The following is a 20,969-nucleotide window of genomic DNA, read 5'->3' as shown; positions in this document are numbered from 1 at the left end:
CCGCTCAGTCCCGGGGGACTTCCACCGTCAGCGGGACGACGACCGTCGTCCAGTCGTAAGCGCCGTCATCGGCGGACGCCGCCAGGTCCCGGTGCTGGACGGCACGCCCGACGCGGTCGAGGAAGCCCCGTATGGCAAGCGGGCCCCGGTCCACGCCCCGCGGTCCGCCCAGCGCTGGCATCTCGAACGGTTCCGGACTGAACTGTTCCTCGGCCACCACCAGCTTGAGCCAGTCCCGCACCTGGGCGCCCGGCTCGGGAACTCTGCCGGGCGGTAGGGCGGCCACGACCCGGCGTCCCCGCAGGGCCGCGGTCCGCCCCCTCGGAGCGACGAAGTCGCCCGGGAAGAGCTCCGCGTGCACCCGGAACCGCTCGGTCAGGTCCAACAGGACGCAGAACAGCTTCCGGTCCCCTCGGTTGTGCAGCCGGACGAAGACGGTCGGGGGTGTCCACCCACCCGGCCCCCGCCGGTAGCGCAGCCGCACCACGCCGTCGGCGTCGGCGTCGACGGGCGGCCGGTCGAACGGCGCCAGGTGCTCCCCCGGCCGCGCCGCCACCACCTCCACCGTCACCGCGCCGGCCAGGCCGGTCACCGGATTGGTCAGTTCGCGGATCTGGCGCCATCGGGCAATGTGCTCCAGGACCTCGACGGTACGCCGCGCCCCGTCCCGGTCGATGTCGGTCAGCTCACCGGTCAGCCGGGCGCCGTGCCGGTCCAGCACCATGGCCACCCCGCGACGGGGAACGTGTACCCGCAGCTCCGGAACCGTGTCGACGTGCGCCGGATCGACCGGACGCAGGTGCGGCGACGGCCCGCCCCGTGGCCCGGCGGACCGCAGCGCGGCGACCACGGCCCCGGCTGTGGCGGAATCCTCGCCCGGTGCCCCCACCGCCACCGTGGTGGCGGGCAGCGGTACCCGGCTGAGCACCAACCGGTACTGCCGGTCCGGTTCGGGCTGCCAACCGAGCGGTTCGACCAGGCTCCGCTCCGGCAGCACCTGGACCACCCGGACCTCCCGCACCGGCGGCTCGGCCACCACAGCCATCCGGATCTCGTCCGCTGCGGCGTCGGCGACCAGGCCGTGACAGCTGCCGGTGTTGACCTCCCAGCCCTGGCGGGCGTGCCGCAGCACCACGCCGGTAGGGGGTGGGGCCAGGCGACCGCCAAGGAACGGCTGATCGGCGATCCCCCGGGCGGCCGGGGTCAGTTGCGGTGTCTGCCGGTCGACGTTCTGCTCCACCTCGGTCTGCGCGGCGATCAGCAAGTCCCGGTACGTCGCCGCCGGTCCGAGCCGGCCGAGGGCCCTCAGCAGCGCCCAGCTGAACAGCCCTCGCCGCCGGCCGCCCAGCTTCATCTCCCGGGCCAGTTCGTGGGAGCGGCAGGCGGCGAGCGCGACGTGCTCCGGGGCTGGCGGTCCTCCGGGCACCGCGTCCACCAGCTCGGGCAGGAGCAGCTCCCGGGCCGGCGCGGCGGCCACCGGAGGCACCATCCGGGCCCAGATGCCCGGCAGCTCCCGGGTGCCGCCCGCCGAGTGACAGCAGTCGAGGACCACTGCCACGTGCCCAGCCCGCCGGCTGACCTCATCGAGCAGGACGGACAGCTCCTTGTCCAGCAGGTCGGGCACCCCGCCGTCCCGGCTGTCCGCGCAGAGCAGGGTCTGCAGCATGCCCGTCGGTTCCACGTGCCACCAGGCCGGGGCGGGCGCCTCGGAGCCGTGGCCGCTGAACCAGAACAGCGCCGTGTCCGCGGGGCCGGCCTTCCCGAGATGGGAGCGGAACGCCTCGATCACCGCCGCCCGGGTCGCCTCGCCGTCGTGCAGCGACAGTGGCGCGAGAGTGACGCCGGGCGCCAGGCGGGTCGCCAGGAAGGCCCGCGCCTCCCGCACGTCGGTTCGGCACCCGCCCAGGTCCGGCACCGCCGGTGCCCGGTACGCGTCGATGCCGACCAGCAGGGCGTACAGGGTGCTCATACCGGCTCCTCGGGTCCGATGTGCAGCCAGCCGTGCTCGACGAACCCCTTGGCGGGCAGCTCCACGGTGATCGGGGCGAAGTCCGCCGGCAGCGGCGGCTCGGTGGCGTGCCGGATGACGTCCTGAAAGAGCACGTCGGGCAGGCCCAGGACGAAGTCCACGGCCGGACGCGCGGTCAACGCCTCCCGCAGCGGCACGCTGTCGAGGATCCGGTGCACCGCGATGGCCGACGCGCCCACCCAGCCATTCGCCGCGGGTTTCACCAGCCCTCGGTGCAGGGCCGCCCGCATCCGTAACCGCTCCTCCGCCGGCCGGCCGGCGTTGAGCGCGCGCAGGTGCCGGCCCAGCCCGCCGACCAGGCGGGGAATCACCGTCGACTCGTCGATCCCGGCCGGCAGCACGGTGAACTGTCCGTCGCCCTGTGGCTGAGGTCGGACGGCGGAGTCCGGGACGCCCGCTCCCTGCCGTACCCGGGACAACAGTTCGACAAGGTCGCGCTGGATCCGCTCGGTATCGGCGGTGCGGCGCCGGCTGTAGCCGGTGACGTCGACGGCCATGCAGAGCCGTACCGCCGCGCCCTCCGACGCCGCACCGGCCTCGAGCGGCTCGTCGAAGGTCACCGACTCGCGCAACCCCGCGCTGTACGGATCGCGGCCACCCGCCACACGTACCCGCACGTCGAGGGTGCCGGCCACCCGGGTCGTGCCGACAGGCAGCTCCAGCAGGGCGTGCGTGCCGTGCACCCGGGGCACCAGCAGCGTCCCGCGCGGATCCTCGTACACCCAGCCGAACTCGTTCCGGTGGATGCCGAACACGTGGGCGCGCGGTGCGTCCGCCCGGCTGGCCAGCCGGGCCAGCCAGCCCGGCCGGGACCGGGACGCCGCCACGGTGTGCACCGCGATCGTGGAGACCGGCTCGGGGAGTCCTTCCGGCCAGCTCAGCCCGAGCGCGCCCCCGTCGCCGTCGAGCCGGGCCGCCAGGGCCGCCGGGTCGGCGATCGTCACCTCGAACCGGGCGGCCGTGTACCGCTGCCGTCGGAGTGGGGCGTCGAGGTCGAAGGCGAACAGCGCACCGACGTACCGACGGCCGGTGGCGTCGGCGCGACGGCGCAGATGCACCGGGAGGTCCCCGGCGGGCACCGGATACAGCAGCGGTCGCCCGCACCGTACGCCGATCGGCTCGGCGGGGATGTCCTCGCCGGGCCACCGGCCGTCGGCCGGGACGAGTTCGCCGACGGCGAGCAGATCGGCGTCGCCCAGCAGCTCGACGGACTCCCGGGCGGGACGGGCGTTCACCGCGACGGCCCGGTGACGCCGCCGACCAGACCGGACCTGGCCGGGGTCGTGGTGCGCCAGGTGAAGCCGACACCCCCCAATTCGACCGTCTCCCCCGGGTGGCACGTGCCGACCTCCCGGGTGGCCGCCGAACCGTCGCGGGAGTAGGCGATCACCAGGTGGACCTCCGACGCGCCGAGAGAGGGCCGACGGGCGGTCACCTCGCCGTAGCCGGGCAGGCCGGTCGAGTCCGCGGTGATCGCGGTCCGGCGGCCGGTGAGCGCCAGGTCGCGTACGTTACCGGCGGCGTCGCGGAGGCGCACCGCGCCGGCGGGGACCGGATGCAACCGCCGGCCACGCCCCCACCACCCGGCGGCGGCCAGGACGATCATCAGGGCGGCGCCCAGGGACCACCACACGATGCTGCCGCGCTGAGCGGAGAGGGCGCCCCGGGTCGAGCCGCCGTCCATCTGGGGCGCGAAGGCCGCCCCCAGCTCACCGGTCAGCACGTCCGCCCACGGGGAGCCGACCTCGCCCTGGAGGGTCAACGTCGCGCTCCCGGTGACCCGCGCCAGGGGTGCCACCCGCCGGGGGCCGGCGTCCCAGTCGACCGTCACCGGAACGGTCACGGTGCCGCCGGGGGGCAGCTCCACCGGACCGGCCGGCACGGACACCCGCACCTCCGGCCGGTCGCTGCGCGCGACGAGCCGGTCGACGACCAGTGGGATCTTCGTGGTGGTGGAGGTGAGTCGGACCTCCAACCGGCTCCGGCCGGCCCCGATCCGCCCGATGTCGGCCGGCCAGCTCACCCGGACCCCATGGGACGCGTCGTCGCCGAGGACACTGCGCGCCTTCGCCGCGCGAGCCGCGGCCTTCGGCTGCTCCAGCTGCGCGCCGAGCCGGTTGATCGAGGTGGGCGCGAGGACACGGGCGCCGGGTAGGACTCGTGCGAGCAGCGGCGCCCCCGTCGACCCGGTGAGCGGCACCGCGTACGCGTTCAGAGAGGTCTTCCGGAGCGCCCGGGCGGTCCGGACCAGTTGGTTCCAGGAGTAGCCCTGCTCGAACGGGTAGGCGCTGCCGGTGGGTGGGTCGTGTCGCCCGTCGGTGAGCAGGAGGACGGTGGCGATCGGCGCCGCGCCCTTGCGCCCCAACAGCCGGAGGCTGGTCTCGATGGCCGCGCCGATGTCGGTGTGCTGCCCGTCCGCGGTCCTCGGGAGCTTCGCCACCAGTTGGTCGGGAGCGCGGCCGGCCGGTCCGTCGTGGACCACCCGGGCCGAGTCGGCGAAGGTGACCAGGGCGACCCGGTCATCCGGGGCGAGTGCGGCCAGGAAGGTCCGTAGCCCCCGCTTCGTCTGCTCGTACCGCCCGCCGTCGCGCATCGACCGCGACACGTCGACCAGCACCACGTAGTCGGCCACCAGCTGATTCACGTCGAGCGCCGCGTAGACCTCGTCGCTGTCCACCGGCGCGCCCGCCACCGACGTGGCGGGCAAGCAGGCCACCGCCACCGCCGTGAGGGCCGCCACGACGCCCGCCACCGTACGCCGAACCATGCTGATCGTCCTCCGCCCTGCCGTCCGTCGTCTGTCTCTGACGGACGGCGACCGCGCACCGGAGCTGTCCGTCAGGGAAGACCGAGACGCCCACCGCGGCTGCCGGTTGGATCAGGGAAGGAGGACCGGTGCACGACGAAGCGCACGGTCCAGAGGAGATCGCCACCGATGCGGCGGGGCCCGTCACCGAGGTCCCGCCGGAGCGGCAGGACGACGGGCTGGCCGGGATGGTCGAGCGGCTCGCTGGCGAGCTGGTCGACGTGGCGGAACGGCTCGGCGGCGAGCTGGCCGGGCTGCGGGCTGAGATCGCCCGCGGTCAGGACCGGGCGAGAGCCCGCGAGCAGGTCATCGACCGGCTGCACGAGGAGAACCAGCGGCTGCGGGCCGGTGAGCGGCTGCTGCTGCTCCGCCCGCTCCTGACCGACCTGCAACGGCTGCGTCACGATCTGCTGCGCACCGCCGCCGGGCTGCCCCCGACGTTCGACGCCGTGGCCGCCGCGGACATGCTGCGCACTTACGCCGCCAACCTCGAGCTGACGCTGGAGCGGGGCGGCATCACCGTGGTGGCCCCCGCGGTCGGCGCCACCTTCGACCCCTCGACACAGCGGGCCACCGCGACGGTGCCGGCGGACGACCCGGGCCAGGACGGCAGGGTCGCCGACGTCGTCCTGGACGGCTACCACGACGTCGAGGCGGGACGCACCGTGGTGCCCGCCGCGGTCCGGGTCCACCGCTGGACGGCCGACCCGAAGCCCGGCGCGGTCGAGCCCGCAACGCAGCCGCACCTCGCCACGCAACCCACGCCCACCCCGTGACAGCCGATCCATCGGCGGAACAGGAGCACGATGTCGGACGAGAACCTGACCTTCTACGGCATCGACCTGGGTACCACGTACTCGGTCGTGTCGTACATCGACGAGACCGGACGGCCCGCCGTCGTCCGCAACGTCATCACCAACAACGAGACCACCCCCTCGGTCGTCTACTTCGAGCAGGACACCGGCGAGGTGGTGGTTGGCGAGACCGCCAAGAACGTGTCCCGCCTGTACCCGTCCCGGGTCGTGGAGCGGGTCAAGCGGAGCATGGGCAAGGAGGCGCAGTGGGAGTTCGACGGGACGACGTACACCCCTGAGTCGATCTCGGCGCTGATCCTCAAGCAGTTGACGCAGGACGCCGAGTACTACACGCAGCGTCCCGTCCGCAGGGCCGTGATCACGGTTCCCGCGTACTTCGGCCTGCTGGAACGGGAGGCCACCCGGAGCGCCGGCCGGATCGCGGGGCTGGACGTGGTCGAGGTGGTGCCGGAACCGGTCGCCGCGGCCCTCCAGTACGAGATGGGCGGCGACGCCACCCGTACGGTGCTCGTCTACGACCTCGGCGGCGGCACCTTCGACACCACCGTCATCCGGATCGGCCCGGACGCGGTCGAGGTGCTCTGCACCGACGGTGACCAGAAGCTCGGCGGCACCGACTGGGACGCCCGCCTGGTCCGGTACCTGGTCGACGAGTTCGTCGCCCGTGCCGAGCCGGCCGAGGACCCGGCCCTGGACGAAGAATTCATGCAGGACCTCGCACTGACCGCCGAGGACGTCAAGCGGCAGCTGTCGACGGTGACCTCGCGCAAGGTGCCGATGCGGTACGCGGGGGTGTCCGCCTCGGTGGAGGTCACCCGGGAGACGTTCGAGGAGATCACCGGGGACCTGCTCAACCGCACCGTCGAGTACACCGAACGCATCCTGCGCACACTCGGCGACAAGCTCGGGACGGACGACCCGGCGGCCGCCGTCGACGAGGTGCTGCTCGTCGGCGGTTCCAGCAAGATGCCCGCGGTGGCGAGGCGGTTGACCGAGAAGTGGGGCTGGACGCCGAGGCTGCACGACCCCGACCTGGCGGTGGCCAAGGGCGCCGCCCGCTACGCGCTGAGCCAGGCTCTGTGGGCCTGGGACGGCGAGGGCGAGGCCCCCACCCAGGAGGAGCAACGGGAGCGGTTGCAGGCGCTGGCGTTGGCCACCGGGCTGGACGAGGAGGCGCTGGCGGCGAGCGTCAAGAAGCAGATCGTGACCGTCCTGCCGAAGTCCTTCGGGGTGAAGCTCCGGGACACCGCGGCACCCGACTGGCAGACCCAGCCGGAGCGGCTTTACGTCGAGCACCTGGTGCACGCGAACGAGTCGCTGCCGGTCAAGCGCGAGCTGAGCGCCCGCACCGTGGTGGAGGGGCAGACCGCGGTCGAGATCGAGATCCACGAGCAGGCCGGCGCTGCGGAGAGCCCGGAGCTGTCGGCGAACAAGCCGGTGGACAAGGGCAAGGGACTGATCAGCGGACTGCCGCCGCTCCCCCGGCAGTCGCCGATCCACATCACCATGGCCGTCTCCAGTGGTGGGGAGCTGACGCTGCACGCCGTCGAGCCGGGCACCGGCAAGGACCTCGTCATCGAGGTGCAGGTCAGCGTGCTCAGCGAGGAGGAGGTCGAGCAGGCCCGAGAGGTCGTCGCGGGGATCACGGTCCGGGGCTGACGATCATGGCGTTCGACCAGCGCGCGTACCTGCGCGACGTGATCGGTCCGCTGCGGGATCGAGCGGGCGGCCTGTCGCCCACCGATCTCGCCCGGCACTACGCGGTCACCCCCGAGATGTCCGCGGCATCGCTGCGCGAGCACCTGGCAGCGGTCCGGCGACTGTGGAACCAGCGCTCGAGCGGCGTCGACTCCGCCGCCCGGGTCTGCGCACAGCTGTTCAGCCGGGACGAGCGGCTGCGCGCCGAGCACGGCGAGGACATGTTCGAGCCGTCGTGGTGGGCGGAGCGAATCGAGGAACACGGCCGGGAGGCCCGCGCGGAGTCCGAGCGGTTCGCCCGGGACCTGGCCCAGGCGTACGGCGCGCTGGGCCGGATCACCCAGGCGCAGCTCAAGGAGATCGCCGGGCACTGGCCGGGTCTGGACGCCGACCAGATCGACGCGGCGGTCCGGCGCGCCGGCCTGGCCGTGGTCGATCCGGTGGAACTGCCGGCCGGGTCCGGCATGGAACGCACCGCCTACCGGTCCCTGATCCGGCTCCAGGAGCTGCTCGGCGTGCCCACCGTCGTCCAGGTGGTGCATCCCGACGGCGCGCCGTTCCGGCTGCTCGGCGCCGACGCGGTGCCGCTCGACCTGGCCACCGTGCGAGCCCGGACGGAGGAGGCGAACCGGCTCGCCGACGCCACCGCCGTGCGGCACCGCAAGGAGGCCCTCGGCCTGCTGGAGCGGGCCGCGGGCGCCGGGGTGGACCTGCACGCGCTGGCGCTGTTCCAGGTGGTCGACCGGCTCCGCTCGGGGCGGGCCAGAGGGCTCGCAGACGGAATGCTGGTCCGTATCGCCACCGACGCCGGGCTGGAGCACTCCGACGCCCGGTCGGTGGTGGCCAACCTGCCGCTCGACGCCGAACGAGAGACCGGTCCGGCGGATCGCGTCCGCGACCTGGTCGCCGACGGTCAGCTGCACACGGCCCGGCAGGCCCTCGCGGTGCTGCCGGCGGACGACCCGGAGCGTGACGAGCTGCGCGGCCAGGTCGACGCCCTGCTGGCCGAGGTCGAGTCACTGCGGCGGGCCACCGAAGAGGCGGTCCGCGCGGATCGCGAGGAGGAGGCGGCCCGGCTGCTCCGCGCGGCCCTGCGGATCGCCGCCGACGACGAGGACCTCGCCGAACGGCTGGCCGCGCTTCCGCCGCCGCCCCCGCGGGACTTGGTGGTCCGGGCCATGGAGACCGGCGTCCGGCTCACCTGGACGGCACCGCCCGGGCAGGGAGTGGAGGTGCGCTACCGGGTGGTCCGGTCCGATCGGCCACCCCGCTCGGCCACCGACGGCGAGACCGTCGCCGAGAGCTCGCTGATGGAGGCGACGGACCCGGCCGCACCGCCGGCCCGGCCGCTGCACTACGCCGTCTTCGCCAGCTTCGGCGGGGACTGGTCGCGCCCCGCCGCCGTCGAGACCCGCATCGTGCCCCCGGTGTCTGCCGTACGGGTGTCGGTCCGCCCAACCGAACTGTCCTGCTCCTGGCGGGCGCACCCGGCCACGGACAGCGTCCGGGTGCGCCGCACTCTGGGCCGGCCACCGGCCTCCGCCGAGGACGGGACGCCGGTGAGCGCGAGCCGCACGGGGCTCTCCGACGACACCGGGGACGGCAGCACCGACCGCTACTACGGCATCGTCGCGGTCTACCGGGACGAGGACGGCACCGAGGTCGAGGCGCCCCTGGTGGTGGCCCGCGCCACCCTGCGCGACGCACCGCCGCCGCACGTGGAGCGGCTGCGGGCGCACGTCACCGCGCTCGATGCGCACACCGCGACGGCGCACTTCGCCTGGCTCACTCCGGCCACGGGCACGGTGTCGATCCGCCGGGCGGAGCTGCGTCCCGACTGGACGGCGGGCAGCCGGATCCGCCGTGACGAGATGGAGGGGTACGGCGAGGCGCTGATCAGCGACCGGATCGTGCAGGAGGCCGAGACCCTGCTCGAGGTGTCCGTGCCCAGTGGCCGCTTCGTGTACGTCCCGTTCACCGTCGACGAGGCGACGGACACGGCGGTGGTGGGCGAGCCGCTCCTGCTCGGGGTGACCGAGCCGGTCCGTCAGCTCGTCGCCCGCCGCACGGGCGACGAGGTGAACGTGGCGTGGGTGTGGCCGCCCTCGGTCAACCTGGCCGAGGTCACGTTCACCCCGCCGCGGGGCGCGCCGACCGTACGGCGACTCACCCGGGGGCAGTTCACCGAGGCGGGCTGCCGCCTGCGGGTGGGCCCCGGCGGGGGTCGGGTGTCGGTCCGGACGGTGGAGCGCGGCGCCGGCGGGGAGACGTTCTCGACCACGGAGTCGGTGCCGGTGGACGGAATGCCGGTCGCGTTCGTCTACCGCATCCGGCGGGACGGTGGCCTGTTCAGCCGCAAGCGGTTGCTGAGCGTCGAGGTCGACCAGCCGTGCGAGGGGGTGGAGCTGCTCCTGGTGGCCGCGTCCGGAGTGGCGATGCCGGCGCGTCCCGAGCGGGGCCGCGTGGTGAGCCGGGTGACCGGCCTCTCACTGCATCCGGACGTGCCGTGGCAGCTGCCGTTCACCCTGCCCGCGGGGCTGGCCAAGCCGTACTGGCTGCGCTGTTTCGTGATCCTGCCGCCGGGAGCGCGGGTCACCGATCCGATCGACGAGATGAAGGTGTCCTGACATGACGAGTCTCTCCTGCCCGTACTGCTACGGGAAGATCGACCCACGCGGGCCGTGGTTCCGGTGCACCGGGCGGCGGTCACCAGGGAAGGAGCCGTGCAAGCCGCAATGGGACGAGGCGCGGGAGCGCGAGCTCGGCATCAAGGAGCTGGTACTGCCGTCGTTCGCCGGGCCTCGACGCGCCCTGCGGCCGGTGCACGCCGCGCCCTGCCCGGACTGCGGGACCGAGTCCGCGGTCCGGGTCTGCCCGAACTGCCACAGCCGGCTGCCCGCGGCGTTCGGCGAGGGGCGCAGCCCCCTGATCGCCATGGCCGGGGCCCGGCACACTGGCAAGAGCGTGTACCTCAAGGTGCTGTCGCACCAGCTCCGCCGTGGCATGGGACAGCGGTTCGGGGCTGACGTGCGGCTCGCCGGCGACGGCCAGTTCCGGCCGGAGACCGGGGGCGGGACCGATTTCCTCGACCCGGCCGGTGAACTGTTCCCGGACGGGATCCTTCTGCAACGCACCAACCAGGCGGCGCGCGGTCGCCGTGAGCCGATCGTGTTCGCGTGGCGGCAGAACCGGCGGATCACCGGCTACGACACGACCTTCCTGTCTTTCTTCGACACCGCGGGCGAGGATCTGCTCGACCAGGAGACGGTCGACAACCTCGGCTACCTCGGCGCGGCCGACGCGCTCATCCTGCTGCTCGACCCGTTCATGATCCCGCAGGCGCGGGACCGGATCCGGCTGCCGGCCTCCGCCGTGGACACCCACGCCAGCACCATCGACGTGGTCAACCGGGTGACCGAGAATCTGCGGATCAGCCATCGCCTCGGGGGCCGCAGGAACATCCCCATCCCCGTGGCGGTCGCCTTCGCGAAGATCGACGCGTTCTTCGACGTGCTCGGCGCCGACCATCCCCTGGTCCGCCGCCCGGAGCCCGGGCCCTACTACGACGAGCCCGCCGGCCGGGAGACTCACGAACACGTCCGCGCGTTGCTGCACGACTGGGGCGCCGACGACATCGACACCCACCTCACCCACAACTACAAGAACTTCCGCTACTTCGCGGTCTCGGCTCTCGGCTCGGAGCCGGACTACGACGCGAACAGCATCGACGTACGCGGGGTCCAGCCGTTCCGGGTGGACGAGCCGCTGCTCTGGCTCCTCAGCGAGTTCAACGTGGTGCCGTGCCGCCAGGCGGCCCGATGAGCGGTCACTTCGAGACGCTCATCTACACCGACTGCCGACCGGGGCAGGGTCTGAGCGGCAGCGCGGGCCTACAGTTCCAGGCCCGGTCGGCCGACTCCGCCGCGACGGCGGAGACGCTGGTAAGGGACCACCTTCTCTACGAGCCGCCGTCACGGTGGATGGCCGACCGGCGGTCCGTCGCGCAGTACCCGCCCTCGTTCGCGCACATCAGCTCCGACGGCCTGCTGGTCACGGCGGCCGGGCTCTACCTGGGCCGGGAGGCGAACGGCACCCGGGAAGGCAACCAGCTCACCCACGCCGTCGTCACCACCGACCCGGCCAGCTACGGCGACCTGCGACCAGCGCAGCTGTTCCAGGCCGGATTCTGGTCGAGCGAGCCCGCGCCCACCACCCGGTCCGTCCCGGTGCGGCTCGGCGACGGGGTGGGGGCCGACCACTCCCCGGTGTGGGCTCAGGCCTTCGTCCTGGACCAGCCGCACGGTCGGGAGACGTTGCTGGCGCTGGTCTCCGCGCTCGCCGAGGCCGGCCGACCCGGGCAGCCTCGGGTGCTCTTCGTCGGCGACGACATCGCCTCGATCGTGGCGTGGCTGGTCGCCGGCACCCTCCTGCTGCCCCGCGAGCGGGCTCTGGAGTTGGGCTTCAAGATTTTTTCAGCCGACCCGGCGCGCTCGGCGCTGCCGGTCGTCGCGGTCCTGCCGGAGTTCGCGGGACCGGCCGGCCGGATCGACAACGCCCTGGGTTACGCCGTGTTCGACCTGAACCGCCACCAGCACACCCCGGTGGAGCCGACCACGCCCGCCCGCCGGTGGGTCGAGCTCTTCCTGACCGAGGATCCGCGGGACGTGGTGGACGCCCTGGGAGTCGCGACGGCGTCCGGGCTGGCCGGCGACGACGCGACGGAGGAGGCCGCCGCCGCGCTCGGCCTGGCCGCGATCCTGCACCGCCTCCCGGAACCCCGCCACGCCGAGGCCATCGTGGGCTGGTTGCGCACCGGGCCGGAGGGAATGCGCCGGGCGTACGGCGCCGACGTGGCGGACCTCTTCGCCGAAACTCCCGAACGCTGGGAGCGGCGAGTGCTGGTGCTGCTCGACGAGGTGGGCTGCGACGGCCTGGTGCCCGGCAAGGCGGCCGACGTCCGGCTCGCGCTCATCATCAGCGAGGTCGAGGACGCTCGCGTGCGGGGCGTGGTGACCGACCGCCGGCTGCCTCCGCTGCCCGCCGGCGAGTGGCACTCCGACCACGACGACCAGGCCCGACATCTGCTCACCGAGGCGCTCATCTCCAGCGTGCCGCCGGACCGGTTCGAGGCGCTGCTGCGGGTGGCGACCCGGTTCGACGTGGACGTGCGGTGGCCGGAGATCGCCCGGGCCGCTGAAGATTTCGTCGAATACTGGGCGGACCACCCCCAGGATGTCCGCGCCGACGGGCTCGCGTGCCGCGGCCGGCTACAGGAGCGGCTCTTGGCGGTGCTGGACGATCGCGCCCGGCGCGGCGCGAAGGAGCGGGCGGAGGTCGGCGACGGCTGGTGGCGGCGGCTGCTGCCCGGGGTCGAGAGGCTGTCGTCCCCGCTCGCTGAGGCGGTGCTGGGCGCGGCGGTGCGGCACGGCGACGAGCGGGCCTCGCTGGTCGAGCGGTACCTGACCGGCAGCCGGGACGATCCGCGTGGGTTTTCCTGGCTGGCGGGGGCTCTGTGGAGCCAGTCCCCGCCCACGACGTCGGAGCTGGAACTGCTGCTCGACCTCGCCCCGGACGGCGCGCGCCTGCCCGACCGGGTCTTCCGGAAGGTCAACGTAGAGGTGACCGCCGGCCCGACGGCGGACCCGCACCTGTTCGACCTCTGTCACCGGCTGGTCGCCCGTGGCTTGATGACACCCACCGGGCGGGTCGCCGCCGATCTGGCCGAGGACGGCAAGCTGGCCGACACCATCGACGAACTGCGTCGCGGCCCCGACGAACGCCGCAAGGCGGTCCTGCTCCGCCGGCTGCGCGACTTCCCCTCACGACTGGTCGAGATGCGGCAGGCAGCCGTGGTCGTGGCGCTCAGCCGGGTGGTGGCCTTCCGCAACCTCGACGGGGTGCTCGAGCGCCATCCGGTCCTGACGGACCCCTTTGTCGACCGGCTCGTCCACGCGTTGACCACCGAGGACGGTGAGGCGCCCGCGGTGCTCGCCTACTACCTGACCGCCGGCGCGAACGCCCCCGCGGACCAGCAGGTCAAGCGCCTCGAACAGGCCCTTGGGCAGTGGTTGACCAGATCTCCGGACGGTCCACTCGACCGCGCCGCTCACCATTTCGCGCAGCTTGACACGGCGTGGCACAAGGGTTGGCAGCGGTACTCCGACAAGTTCAGCGGTCGGCGCCGCGTGTACCGGCTCGCGCACCCGTTCCGGGACCGGTGACCCGTGCGGTACATCGGTCGTGTCCTCCACTTCGCCGTCAGCCTCGTTGTGCTGTTCGCCGTCGCTCTGCCGCTGGCCGAACTCACGGCGATCGCCGGCCTTGCCGCCGGGGTCGCCGTGGTTCTCGGGGTCGCCGGCGTCGTCCTGGTCGGCCGTCCCGGCTGGGTGCGGATACGCACCCCCGACGACGTGCACGGCGGCGCTCTGGCGGGTCGGGTCGCGCCGGCCTTCGTCCGACGGGACCGGGCGTGGCCGCAGTACTTCGCCGCCCAGGTGCTTCTGGACGTTCGAGCGCTGGTGGAGCGCGTACAGCTGATCATCCGTGAGGTCTGGGTCCGGCCGCACCGGTGGGCCCGGGCGCACCGGGTGCGGACCTGGTGGCCGTTCTACGTGCCGGTCCTTGCCGTGCAGGCTGGGGCGACGCTGGGTGCGGTGGCCGGATTGCTGGGCGCCGGGCTGGTCACCGCCGGGGTGTCGACGGTCGCCTGGCTTATCGGCGTTCCGGTGGTCCTGTTGCTGCGCGGAGTCGATGCGGGCTGGCAGACGGCGCGGGGCGCCCGGGCCAGCTGCCGGCACTGCCACCAGCTTGCGACCGTTCCCGCGTACCGTTGCCGTGGCCCGCACCCGCCCGGCCACCGCTTGACGGGCACCGACCTGCACCGGGATCTGCGCCCCGGGCGACTCGGCGTGCTGTGGCGGCGCTGCGGCTGCGGCTCGCTGCTGCCCACCAGCGTCCTGCGCGCCGCGTTCAGTCGCCGGGTGGAGGCGTGCTGCCCGAGCTGTGGGGAACCGCTGCTGGCGGGCGCCGGGGTGGTCACCGACGTGCGGCTGCCGGTGTTCGGCGCCGCGTCGGCGGGCAAGACACAGCTCATCATGTCGGCGTTGGCCGGCCTGGAGCGGGCCGCGAAACGGACCGGAGTCGAGGTGTCCCTGGCCGACGAGCACAGCCGGCAGCGGCACGAGATGTACGCACGGCTCATGCGGGAGGGCGCTTCGCCGCCCAAGACCGAGGCGTCCGGGCCGCCGGTAGCCGTCACCCTCCGGTTGACCCGGGGGCCACGGACGGCGCTGGTGCACATCTTCGACGCGGCCGGCGAGAACCTGGTCGACCGGGAGCAGAATGCCCGGCTCGCCTATCTGGACCATGCGCGTTCGTTAATCTACGTTCTCGACCCGTTCTCGGTCCGCCGGGTGCGCGACGAGTTCGAGAGCGGCGCACCGGAGGTCTTCGCCGCGGCGAACCCGGCGACCTACGACCCGGAGGACGCCTACAACGCGACTGTGCAGCGGTTGCAGGAGTACGGCGTGCGCACCGACCGTCGGCGACTCGCCTTCGTGGTGTCGAAGGCCGACCTGCTCGAGAAGATGTCCGCCGGCCCGGAGGGTCCCGCCGGGGTGCGGGCGTGGTTGCGAGCGAACGCGCTCGGCAACCTCGTGCTGTCCGCCGAGCGTGACTTCCGGGAGGTGCGCTTCTTCCTGGTCTCCGGGCGAGACGCCGGCCCGGACGGCGGCTTCGGGCCGGCGAACTGGATCCTCAGCAGGGATTGGAGCAGCCTTGGCTGAGCAGGGACAGAGACAGGTGCCACCGGGCCACCGGGCGGGGCGGCTGGTGATCCTCGGCGCGTTGCTGGCCGCGTTGGCCGCCGGTAGCGCCTCGCCCGGTATGGCCGGGGTCGCCCGGGTCGCCTGGGGCCAGGCCGCGCAGGTCGTCACGTACTTCCTGGGGCCGCTGCGGGGCGGGGCAGAACCGGTGCCGCCTCCCGCGCCGACACCCACTCCGACCAGACCGAAGCCGAAACCGAAACCGAAGCCCAAGCCCAAGCCCAGCCGGACCCGCTGACGTCAGCCGGCCTGAATGACCGTGCCGTGCGGCCCGACCGACAGGTGCAGGGCCGCCTGGACGTGATGGGCGAAGACGTGCTCGACCAGAGGTTCCCGCACCAGCCGGTCCAGGGCGTCGCGGATGCTGCGCACCCCCAGCCGCAACGCCTCCGGCCGGCGCATCAACTCCTGTACGCGGGCCACCACGGCCCGCTCGTCCACGACGAGCCGAACCCCCTGCCGGGCGGCGCTGGCGACAAGCTGCGCCAGCAGCTTGCGGACGATCCGATCGACGAACTCCGGCCGCAGGATGTCGAAGACGGTGATGCCGCCGCCGAGCCGGCCGAGCAGTTCGGGGCGGCCCAGGGTGGCGGTGAAGTGTTCCCGGACGGCGCGCTCGAAGTGCGCGGTGACCTTCTCGTAGTCGGGCAGCTCGCCGCCGTCGAGCCAGCCGTACGTCTCGGCGGCGCCCAGGTTCGAGGTGAAGATGATGATGGTCTCGGAGAAGTACGCCGTGTTGCCCAGCGCGTCGGTGAGCCGCCCGTCGTCGAGGACCTGGAGAAACTTGTCGAACACCGACGCGTGCGCCTTCTCGATCTCGTCGAAGAGCAGCACGCTGAACGGTCGCTGGCTCACCCGGTTGGTCAGCTCGCCGCCGCGCTCGTGCCCCACGTACCCGGGCGGCGCGCCGGTGAGCCGCTCCGCGGAGTGCGCCTCGGCGAAGGTGGACATGTCGAACCGGGCCAGCGCGGTCTCGTCGTCGAAGACGAACTCGCTCAGCGCCCGGGCCAGCTCCGTCTTACCCACGCCGGTTGGCCCGACGAAGAAGAAGATCCCCTTGGGCCGGGACTCGGCGTTGTGCGGGTCGGCAACGAAGTCGATGCCGACGGTGGCGGAGGTCAGCGCCCGGCGGACCCGGTCGACCGCGACGGGTTGGCCGATGACACGTCCGCCTACAGCCGGGCCGAACCGGCCGAGCCGGTCGCGGACCCGACGCCAAGGGTCCTGCCGCGGGCCGAACAGCGTGCGCTTCATCAGCGTCCGCGGCTCATCGAGCGGGACCTTCTGCAGGTTACTCATCCGCCACAGCCCGTCCAGCTCGGTGATCGCCATGCCCTCGCTCAGGTTGGCCAGCACCCGCAGGTCCTCGGGGGCCTTGCGGGCGGTGGCCGCCTCATGGAAGTGACGGGCCTGTTGGTGAAGGTAGACGTGTCGTTCGTCGAAGGTGGGCAGGGCCGCCTCGACGACCTGCACGTACGGGCGGTCCCGGTAGAGCCACGCGGGCAGCGCCGCCAGGTCGTCGGCTACCAGCACGAGCAGGTTGCGCAAGGTACCGCTCTGGGCCGCCTCGGTCATCGCCTTGGCCACGGTGCCCAGCAGACGCCGCTCGGCGTCGCCGCCCCGGTCGGGCGGCGCCAGCAGCAGGTCGGCCTGGTCGACGAGGAACGCCGACGAGATGGCGGGCTGCCGCAGCACCCGCCGTATCGCAGCCATGGCGTCGTACGGATTGCTGAGGGTCGGCGGGGGCGCGTCGCGTAGCGCGGCGGCGAACCGGCCCCGGGTCGCGCCGGCCCGGTCGGTGGCGCCGGACGGCTGACCGGAGGCCGCCGCCGTGCCGCCCCCGGCCAGCCGATGGAACTCCCGCTGGTCGTCGGGGCTGGCGAAGCTCAACCCGTCGACCGGGTCGTAGTATCCGGTCAACTGGTAGCCGAAGATCGACAGCAGGCCGGTGACAGCGCTGCGCGTCGGGTGGAACGAGCGGTCCCAGCGGACCAGGTCGCGAACGTTGCCGTGGACAACGACGTGCCGGCCGCGGGCGATCTCGGCGGTGACCCGCTCCAGCCAGGCCGCCGCCGGTGGCGCCGTGGGCCGACCCGTCGGCCCGTCGGTCACGACCGGCTCCGGTCGTCGTGGACGGGACGGGTCAGCGCCTGCCGGGCCGGCGGGCGGGGTTCGGCGGGCTTACCCTCCCAGTGCAGGCCGTCGGCCTCCACCCCGTGGCCGGCGAGCTCGACGTGGAAACGTTCGAGCAACTCCTCGGTCAGGTCGCAGCGGGAGGTCCGGCCGTCCACGGTGCGTTCGACGACGGTGTCGGAGCCGTCGGGGCGGTACTCCAGCCGGTTGCCGTTGCCGTCCCCGACATGCACGGTGAGCTCGATGGCCGCACCGTCGGCACGTTCGGCGAGGAAGACCACGGCGTCGGCCCGCTCCGTCAGGCTGTCCGGCACGATGCGGAGACCCGCGGCGGGCAGCGCGGCGCTGGCCGCCTCCACGATGAGCGCCACCCGTTCCAGCTGGTCAAGCCGGGCGTCGGTCGCGGTGACCACGGCCTCGACCCGGCCGCGCAGGTCGGCGATGCGCTGTTCCCAGCGGTCGGCGTTGCCACCGGCGGCCTCCCGGCGCAGACCGGTGACCTCGGCGCGCAGCTGATCCGCCCCGTCGACCACGACATCGGCCGCCGCCGCGTCGGCCAGCACGGCCGAAAGCTGAGCCGACAGCTCGTCGGTCTCGGTGGCCAGGCGCAGCAGGTGGGCCTGGCGGTCGCGGACCTTCTCCACATGCGCCCCTACCGCCTCGCCGAGCCGGCGATGCAGGTCGGCGAAGCCGCGCGGATCGCCCGCCCGTCGCCGGGTCTCGTCCAGGAGCACCGCGATGGCCCGGTGCCCCACCGGATCGAACTGTTCGGCGTCGGCCAGCCCGCGCATCGGCGCGACGGCCAGCTCCACCGCACGGCCCTGTTCCTGACGGGTCAGTTCCCGGGACACCTCGGCGGTGAGCTCGTCGGCGCGCCGTTCGGACCGGCGCAGCTCCCGGCCGAGCACGCCCAGCCCGGTCTCGTCGGTCGGGTGGCTCAGGTTGACCACGCGGGTGGTCTCCGCAGCCACCTGGGCATGCTGGGGCAGCCCTCGCGACGTGTCGGTGAGCTGGCGCAGCCGGTCGGCCAGGGCGTTGCGGCGGACGTCCGCCGCCCGGATGCCCGCTGCGAGGCGCCGTTTGCGCTCCTCCTCCCGGCGTCGCCGGCGTTCCTCCTGGCGGCGCCGCCGGGCGGCCTCCAGCTCGGCGCGTCGGGCTGCGGTGAAGTCGACGGTCGTGTACTTGGGGCTGCCGGACATCATCGGCCTTTCTCGTCGTCGGATGGGGAGGCGGCCGGGTCGATCATGATCCCCTGGGCCCGCAGGGCGGTCTCGAAACCGACGCGGAAGTCGGGCACCGGCGGGACCCCGATCCACTGCATCCCGTCGTCGGCCAGCCGCAGCTCGATGCCGACGGAGGTGTCCTCGGGCGGCGGTGCGTGCCGGTCGGTCAGGAAATGCACGCGTTGGTTCGCGGAACCGCGCCAGCGCAGGTCGGCGTGGCGAGCGGCAACGTACGGGCCGTCCACCAGAATGTCGAGCTGGCTCAGCAGGCGGAGCTGGTCGGGATCGCCGTGCCGCCGGAGGTGTTCGACGGTCCACCCACTGAACGACATCACCGACCAGTCCCGGTCGGTCCGGATGCGGGCGACGAGTGCGCTGAGCCCGGCGGCCTGAGCCATGGGCTCACCGCCGGAGAAGGTCACCCCGGTGACCTCGGGTGGCAGGCCGCTGAGCCATCCGGCCAGGTCGCCGACGGTACGGGTGGTGCCGCCGGTGAACGGCAGGTCCTCGGGGGCCAGGCAGCCGGGGCAGCGCAGCGGGCAGCCGCGTACCCAGACCACGGCGCGAAGGCCCGGCCCGAGCACGGCCGTCCGGTCGGCGACCCGGCTGATCTCCAACGTCGTGGTCATCGTCCACCTCTGGGAAAGGGGTCGGGTGTGCCGGCGGCGACCATCGCGCACCACGGGCAGTCGCGGCGCCCGCGCGGGTACGCGTGGGTGGGAACGACAGGGCACGCCACCAACCGGTCCCGCGCGTAGGCCAGCGCGGCCGCCCAGGAGCGCGGGCCGGGTCGGGCCGCCGGCGCGTCATAGCCGGCGTCGAGGGCCTCGCCCAGCCGGCGCCGCAGCACGTCCGGCAGCACGTCCGGCGGTACGGCGGCGGCCGGTGCCCGGACGTCGGCGCCGAGCAGCCGACAGCGACGCATCCGGACGTTGTCGATCTCCTCGACCGGCCCGGTCGCGTCGGGCGGCACCCCGCCGTACGGATGGAAGCCGAGGCAGACGAGTTGGGCGGCGAGCACGGCCAGCGCCCAGTGATCACTGGACCGATCGCGCCGGCGCCCCGCCGCGCCGAGGTCCTCCGGCGCGGTGTACTCGGGACGGGAGAAGGGGCAAGGAAGGTCTTTCCCGGTCGCGGGGTCGTGCAGCTGCCAGCCGTCGACGTCGATGAGGCAGACGCCGCCGGCGGCGGTGACGAAGACGTTGGCCGGGGCGAGGTCGCCGACGACATGCCCACGCTGGTGCGCCGCCTCGACGACCCGGGCCAACTCCTCCGCCACGGTGAGCCACCAGGCCCAGGTGGCGCCGGGCAGCATCCGGGCCCGGGCGACCGGATTGAACAGCAGGGCCAGCGGAGCGAACCTCGGTGGCGCGAGCCGCGGGACTGCGTACCCGATGATCCGGTCGTCGTCCCGCCGGTGCACCGCGGCGGACGGCCAGGCCACCGCCGGGCGCCCTGCCTGCCCGGTCCAGCCGGTCGGTCCGGCGAGCAGCACCCGTATCCGCGTGGCCAGCTCCGCCGGGTCCACGCGGTGCAGCACCTTCGCCACGGTGTCGGGCCGGTTCCGCAGCCGGAAGACCCGTCCCTGGGAGCCGACTGAGCCGACCGGCCGGTCCAGGCTGTCGGCCGTCCGACCGCCGTCCCGGTCAACCAACCACACGTCGGGGCTCATCGGGGCACCGCCAGCAGCAGGGTCCGATCGTCGTCGGTGAGCGCGCCGACCCGCCGGCCGCCGAGCACCCGGGTCAGCGCCATCGGGTCCGGATCAGCGACCTCGGCCAGCGCGAACAGCTGGGCGAACGCCGCTGCGGCGGGCTGACGGGGTTGGCTGCCGTCGTACTCGACGAGGAGGCTGGCCAGGCCGTCGGTGCACACCGCGAGGCCGGTGAGGTCGGGCAGCCAGGCGACCAGCCGTCGGGCGTGCCCGCGGTACCGGGCGGCGGGCAGCAGAGTTGTCACGCCGGGCGGCTGATGGGCGCAGCCCGGCGGGGCGAGCAGCAGATCGAGGTTGCCGTCGGCGGCCCGAACCACGACCGCGCCATCCCCCACAGCGAGCACGGCCACCCAGGGCGGACGGACCAGCACGACGGTCACCGTGGTGGCCAGGTCCTCCGGGTGGAGGTCACCCGCGGCCCGGGCCAGCGCCCGTGCGGCGCGGCGGAACCGGCGGGACAGCCGGTCCCACGCCATATCGAGCAGTCGGGACCAGTCGGCGGCGGTGGCCGGTGGGGGGTCGCCGGCGAGGGTGACGAACACCTTCATGGCGAGGGCGACCACCAGGGACGCGCCGGTCGCGGCGCACCGCCGGCTGCCGGCGCCGTCGGCGGTGACCAGTAGCAGAGCGTCGTCGAGTTTCTGCATCGCGTAGGCATCCTGGCTGCTCACTCCGGCGCGGGCGCGCGCACCGCCCGCCGCGCTGCCGCCAAGCATCGACCAATGCGC

General features: G+C 73.7%; 13 protein-coding genes and 1 pseudogene. 6 read left to right on the top strand and 8 right to left on the bottom strand.

Going from position 1 to position 20,969, the window contains the following annotated elements:
- Nucleotides 1-4: 4 nt before the first annotated feature.
- The 3 genes from ABZ452_RS05775 to ABZ452_RS05765 are packed head-to-tail and all read right to left on the bottom strand — an operon-like array spanning nt 5 to nt 4,796.
- Nucleotides 5-1,969 carry a caspase family protein gene (locus ABZ452_RS05775; protein WP_357939331.1) on the bottom strand — a complete coding sequence of 655 codons (1,965 nt, stop codon included), beginning with the start codon at nt 1,967-1,969 and terminating at the stop codon, nt 5-7.
- The gene (locus ABZ452_RS05770) at nt 1,966-3,264 is read right to left on the bottom strand and encodes a hypothetical protein (protein ID WP_357939329.1); all 1,299 of its coding nucleotides are present in this window, start codon (nt 3,262-3,264) and stop codon (nt 1,966-1,968) included. Before ABZ452_RS05770 ends, ABZ452_RS05775 begins: the two co-directional genes overlap by 4 nt.
- On the bottom strand, nt 3,261-4,796 hold the full coding sequence (locus tag ABZ452_RS05765; RefSeq protein WP_357939327.1) for a vWA domain-containing protein: 1,536 nt from the start codon (nt 4,794-4,796) through the stop codon (nt 3,261-3,263). Before ABZ452_RS05765 ends, ABZ452_RS05770 begins: the two co-directional genes overlap by 4 nt.
- A 128-nt stretch (nt 4,797-4,924) precedes the next feature.
- Between ABZ452_RS05765 and grpE the strand changes: the two genes are divergently transcribed.
- From grpE to ABZ452_RS05735, 6 genes are read left to right on the top strand one after another with little or no spacing between them, the layout of a single operon-like run.
- The gene (grpE, locus tag ABZ452_RS05760) at nt 4,925-5,611 is read left to right on the top strand and encodes a nucleotide exchange factor GrpE (RefSeq protein WP_357939325.1); all 687 of its coding nucleotides are present in this window, start codon (nt 4,925-4,927) and stop codon (nt 5,609-5,611) included.
- Between the two features lie 30 nt (nt 5,612-5,641).
- On the top strand, nt 5,642-7,309 hold the full coding sequence (locus tag ABZ452_RS05755; protein WP_357939323.1) for an Hsp70 family protein: 1,668 nt from the start codon (nt 5,642-5,644) through the stop codon (nt 7,307-7,309).
- Nucleotides 7,310-7,314: 5 nt separating this feature from the next.
- Entirely contained in the window at nt 7,315-9,975 is a 2,661-nt protein-coding gene (locus tag ABZ452_RS05750; protein WP_357939321.1) for a hypothetical protein, read from the top strand.
- A gap of 1 nt (nt 9,976) precedes the next feature.
- A complete protein-coding gene (locus tag ABZ452_RS05745; RefSeq protein ID WP_357939319.1) occupies nt 9,977-11,170 on the top strand; it encodes a hypothetical protein in 1,194 nt (397 codons plus the stop codon).
- Nucleotides 11,167-13,569, top strand: coding sequence for a GTPase-associated protein 1-related protein (locus ABZ452_RS05740; RefSeq protein WP_357939317.1), 2,403 nt, complete (start codon nt 11,167-11,169; stop codon nt 13,567-13,569). Before ABZ452_RS05745 ends, ABZ452_RS05740 begins: the two co-directional genes overlap by 4 nt.
- 3 nt (nt 13,570-13,572) lie before the next feature.
- Nucleotides 13,573-15,132: a hypothetical protein gene (locus ABZ452_RS05735; RefSeq protein ID WP_357939315.1), complete on the top strand. Its 1,560-nt coding sequence runs from the start codon at nt 13,573-13,575 to the stop codon at nt 15,130-15,132.
- Between the two features lie 537 nt (nt 15,133-15,669).
- Here ABZ452_RS05735 and ABZ452_RS05730 read toward each other — a convergent pair.
- From ABZ452_RS05730 to ABZ452_RS05710, 5 genes and pseudogenes are all read right to left on the bottom strand, one after another.
- Nucleotides 15,670-16,263: pseudogene (locus ABZ452_RS05730) on the bottom strand (AAA family ATPase); the annotation flags it as partial.
- A gap of 1,016 nt (nt 16,264-17,279) precedes the next feature.
- A complete protein-coding gene (locus ABZ452_RS05725; protein ID WP_357939313.1) occupies nt 17,280-18,503 on the bottom strand; it encodes a hypothetical protein in 1,224 nt (407 codons plus the stop codon).
- Entirely contained in the window at nt 18,503-19,156 is a 654-nt protein-coding gene (locus ABZ452_RS05720) for a 4Fe-4S single cluster domain-containing protein (RefSeq protein WP_357939311.1), read from the bottom strand. The genes ABZ452_RS05725 and ABZ452_RS05720 overlap by 1 nt, the downstream gene beginning before the upstream one ends.
- Nucleotides 19,153-20,199 carry a hypothetical protein gene (locus ABZ452_RS05715; RefSeq protein ID WP_357939309.1) on the bottom strand — a complete coding sequence of 349 codons (1,047 nt, stop codon included), beginning with the start codon at nt 20,197-20,199 and terminating at the stop codon, nt 19,153-19,155. Before ABZ452_RS05715 ends, ABZ452_RS05720 begins: the two co-directional genes overlap by 4 nt.
- Nucleotides 20,196-20,957, bottom strand: coding sequence for a protein phosphatase 2C domain-containing protein (locus ABZ452_RS05710; RefSeq protein WP_357940034.1), 762 nt, complete (start codon nt 20,955-20,957; stop codon nt 20,196-20,198). The genes ABZ452_RS05715 and ABZ452_RS05710 overlap by 4 nt, the downstream gene beginning before the upstream one ends.
- Between the last annotated feature and the right edge of the window lie 12 nt (nt 20,958-20,969).

It is taken from the genome of Micromonospora sp. NPDC005707 (genome assembly GCF_040631005.1).
Taxonomy (GTDB): Bacteria; Actinomycetota; Actinomycetes; order Mycobacteriales; family Micromonosporaceae; genus Micromonospora.
This window is presented reverse-complemented; position numbering and strand designations above follow the sequence as displayed.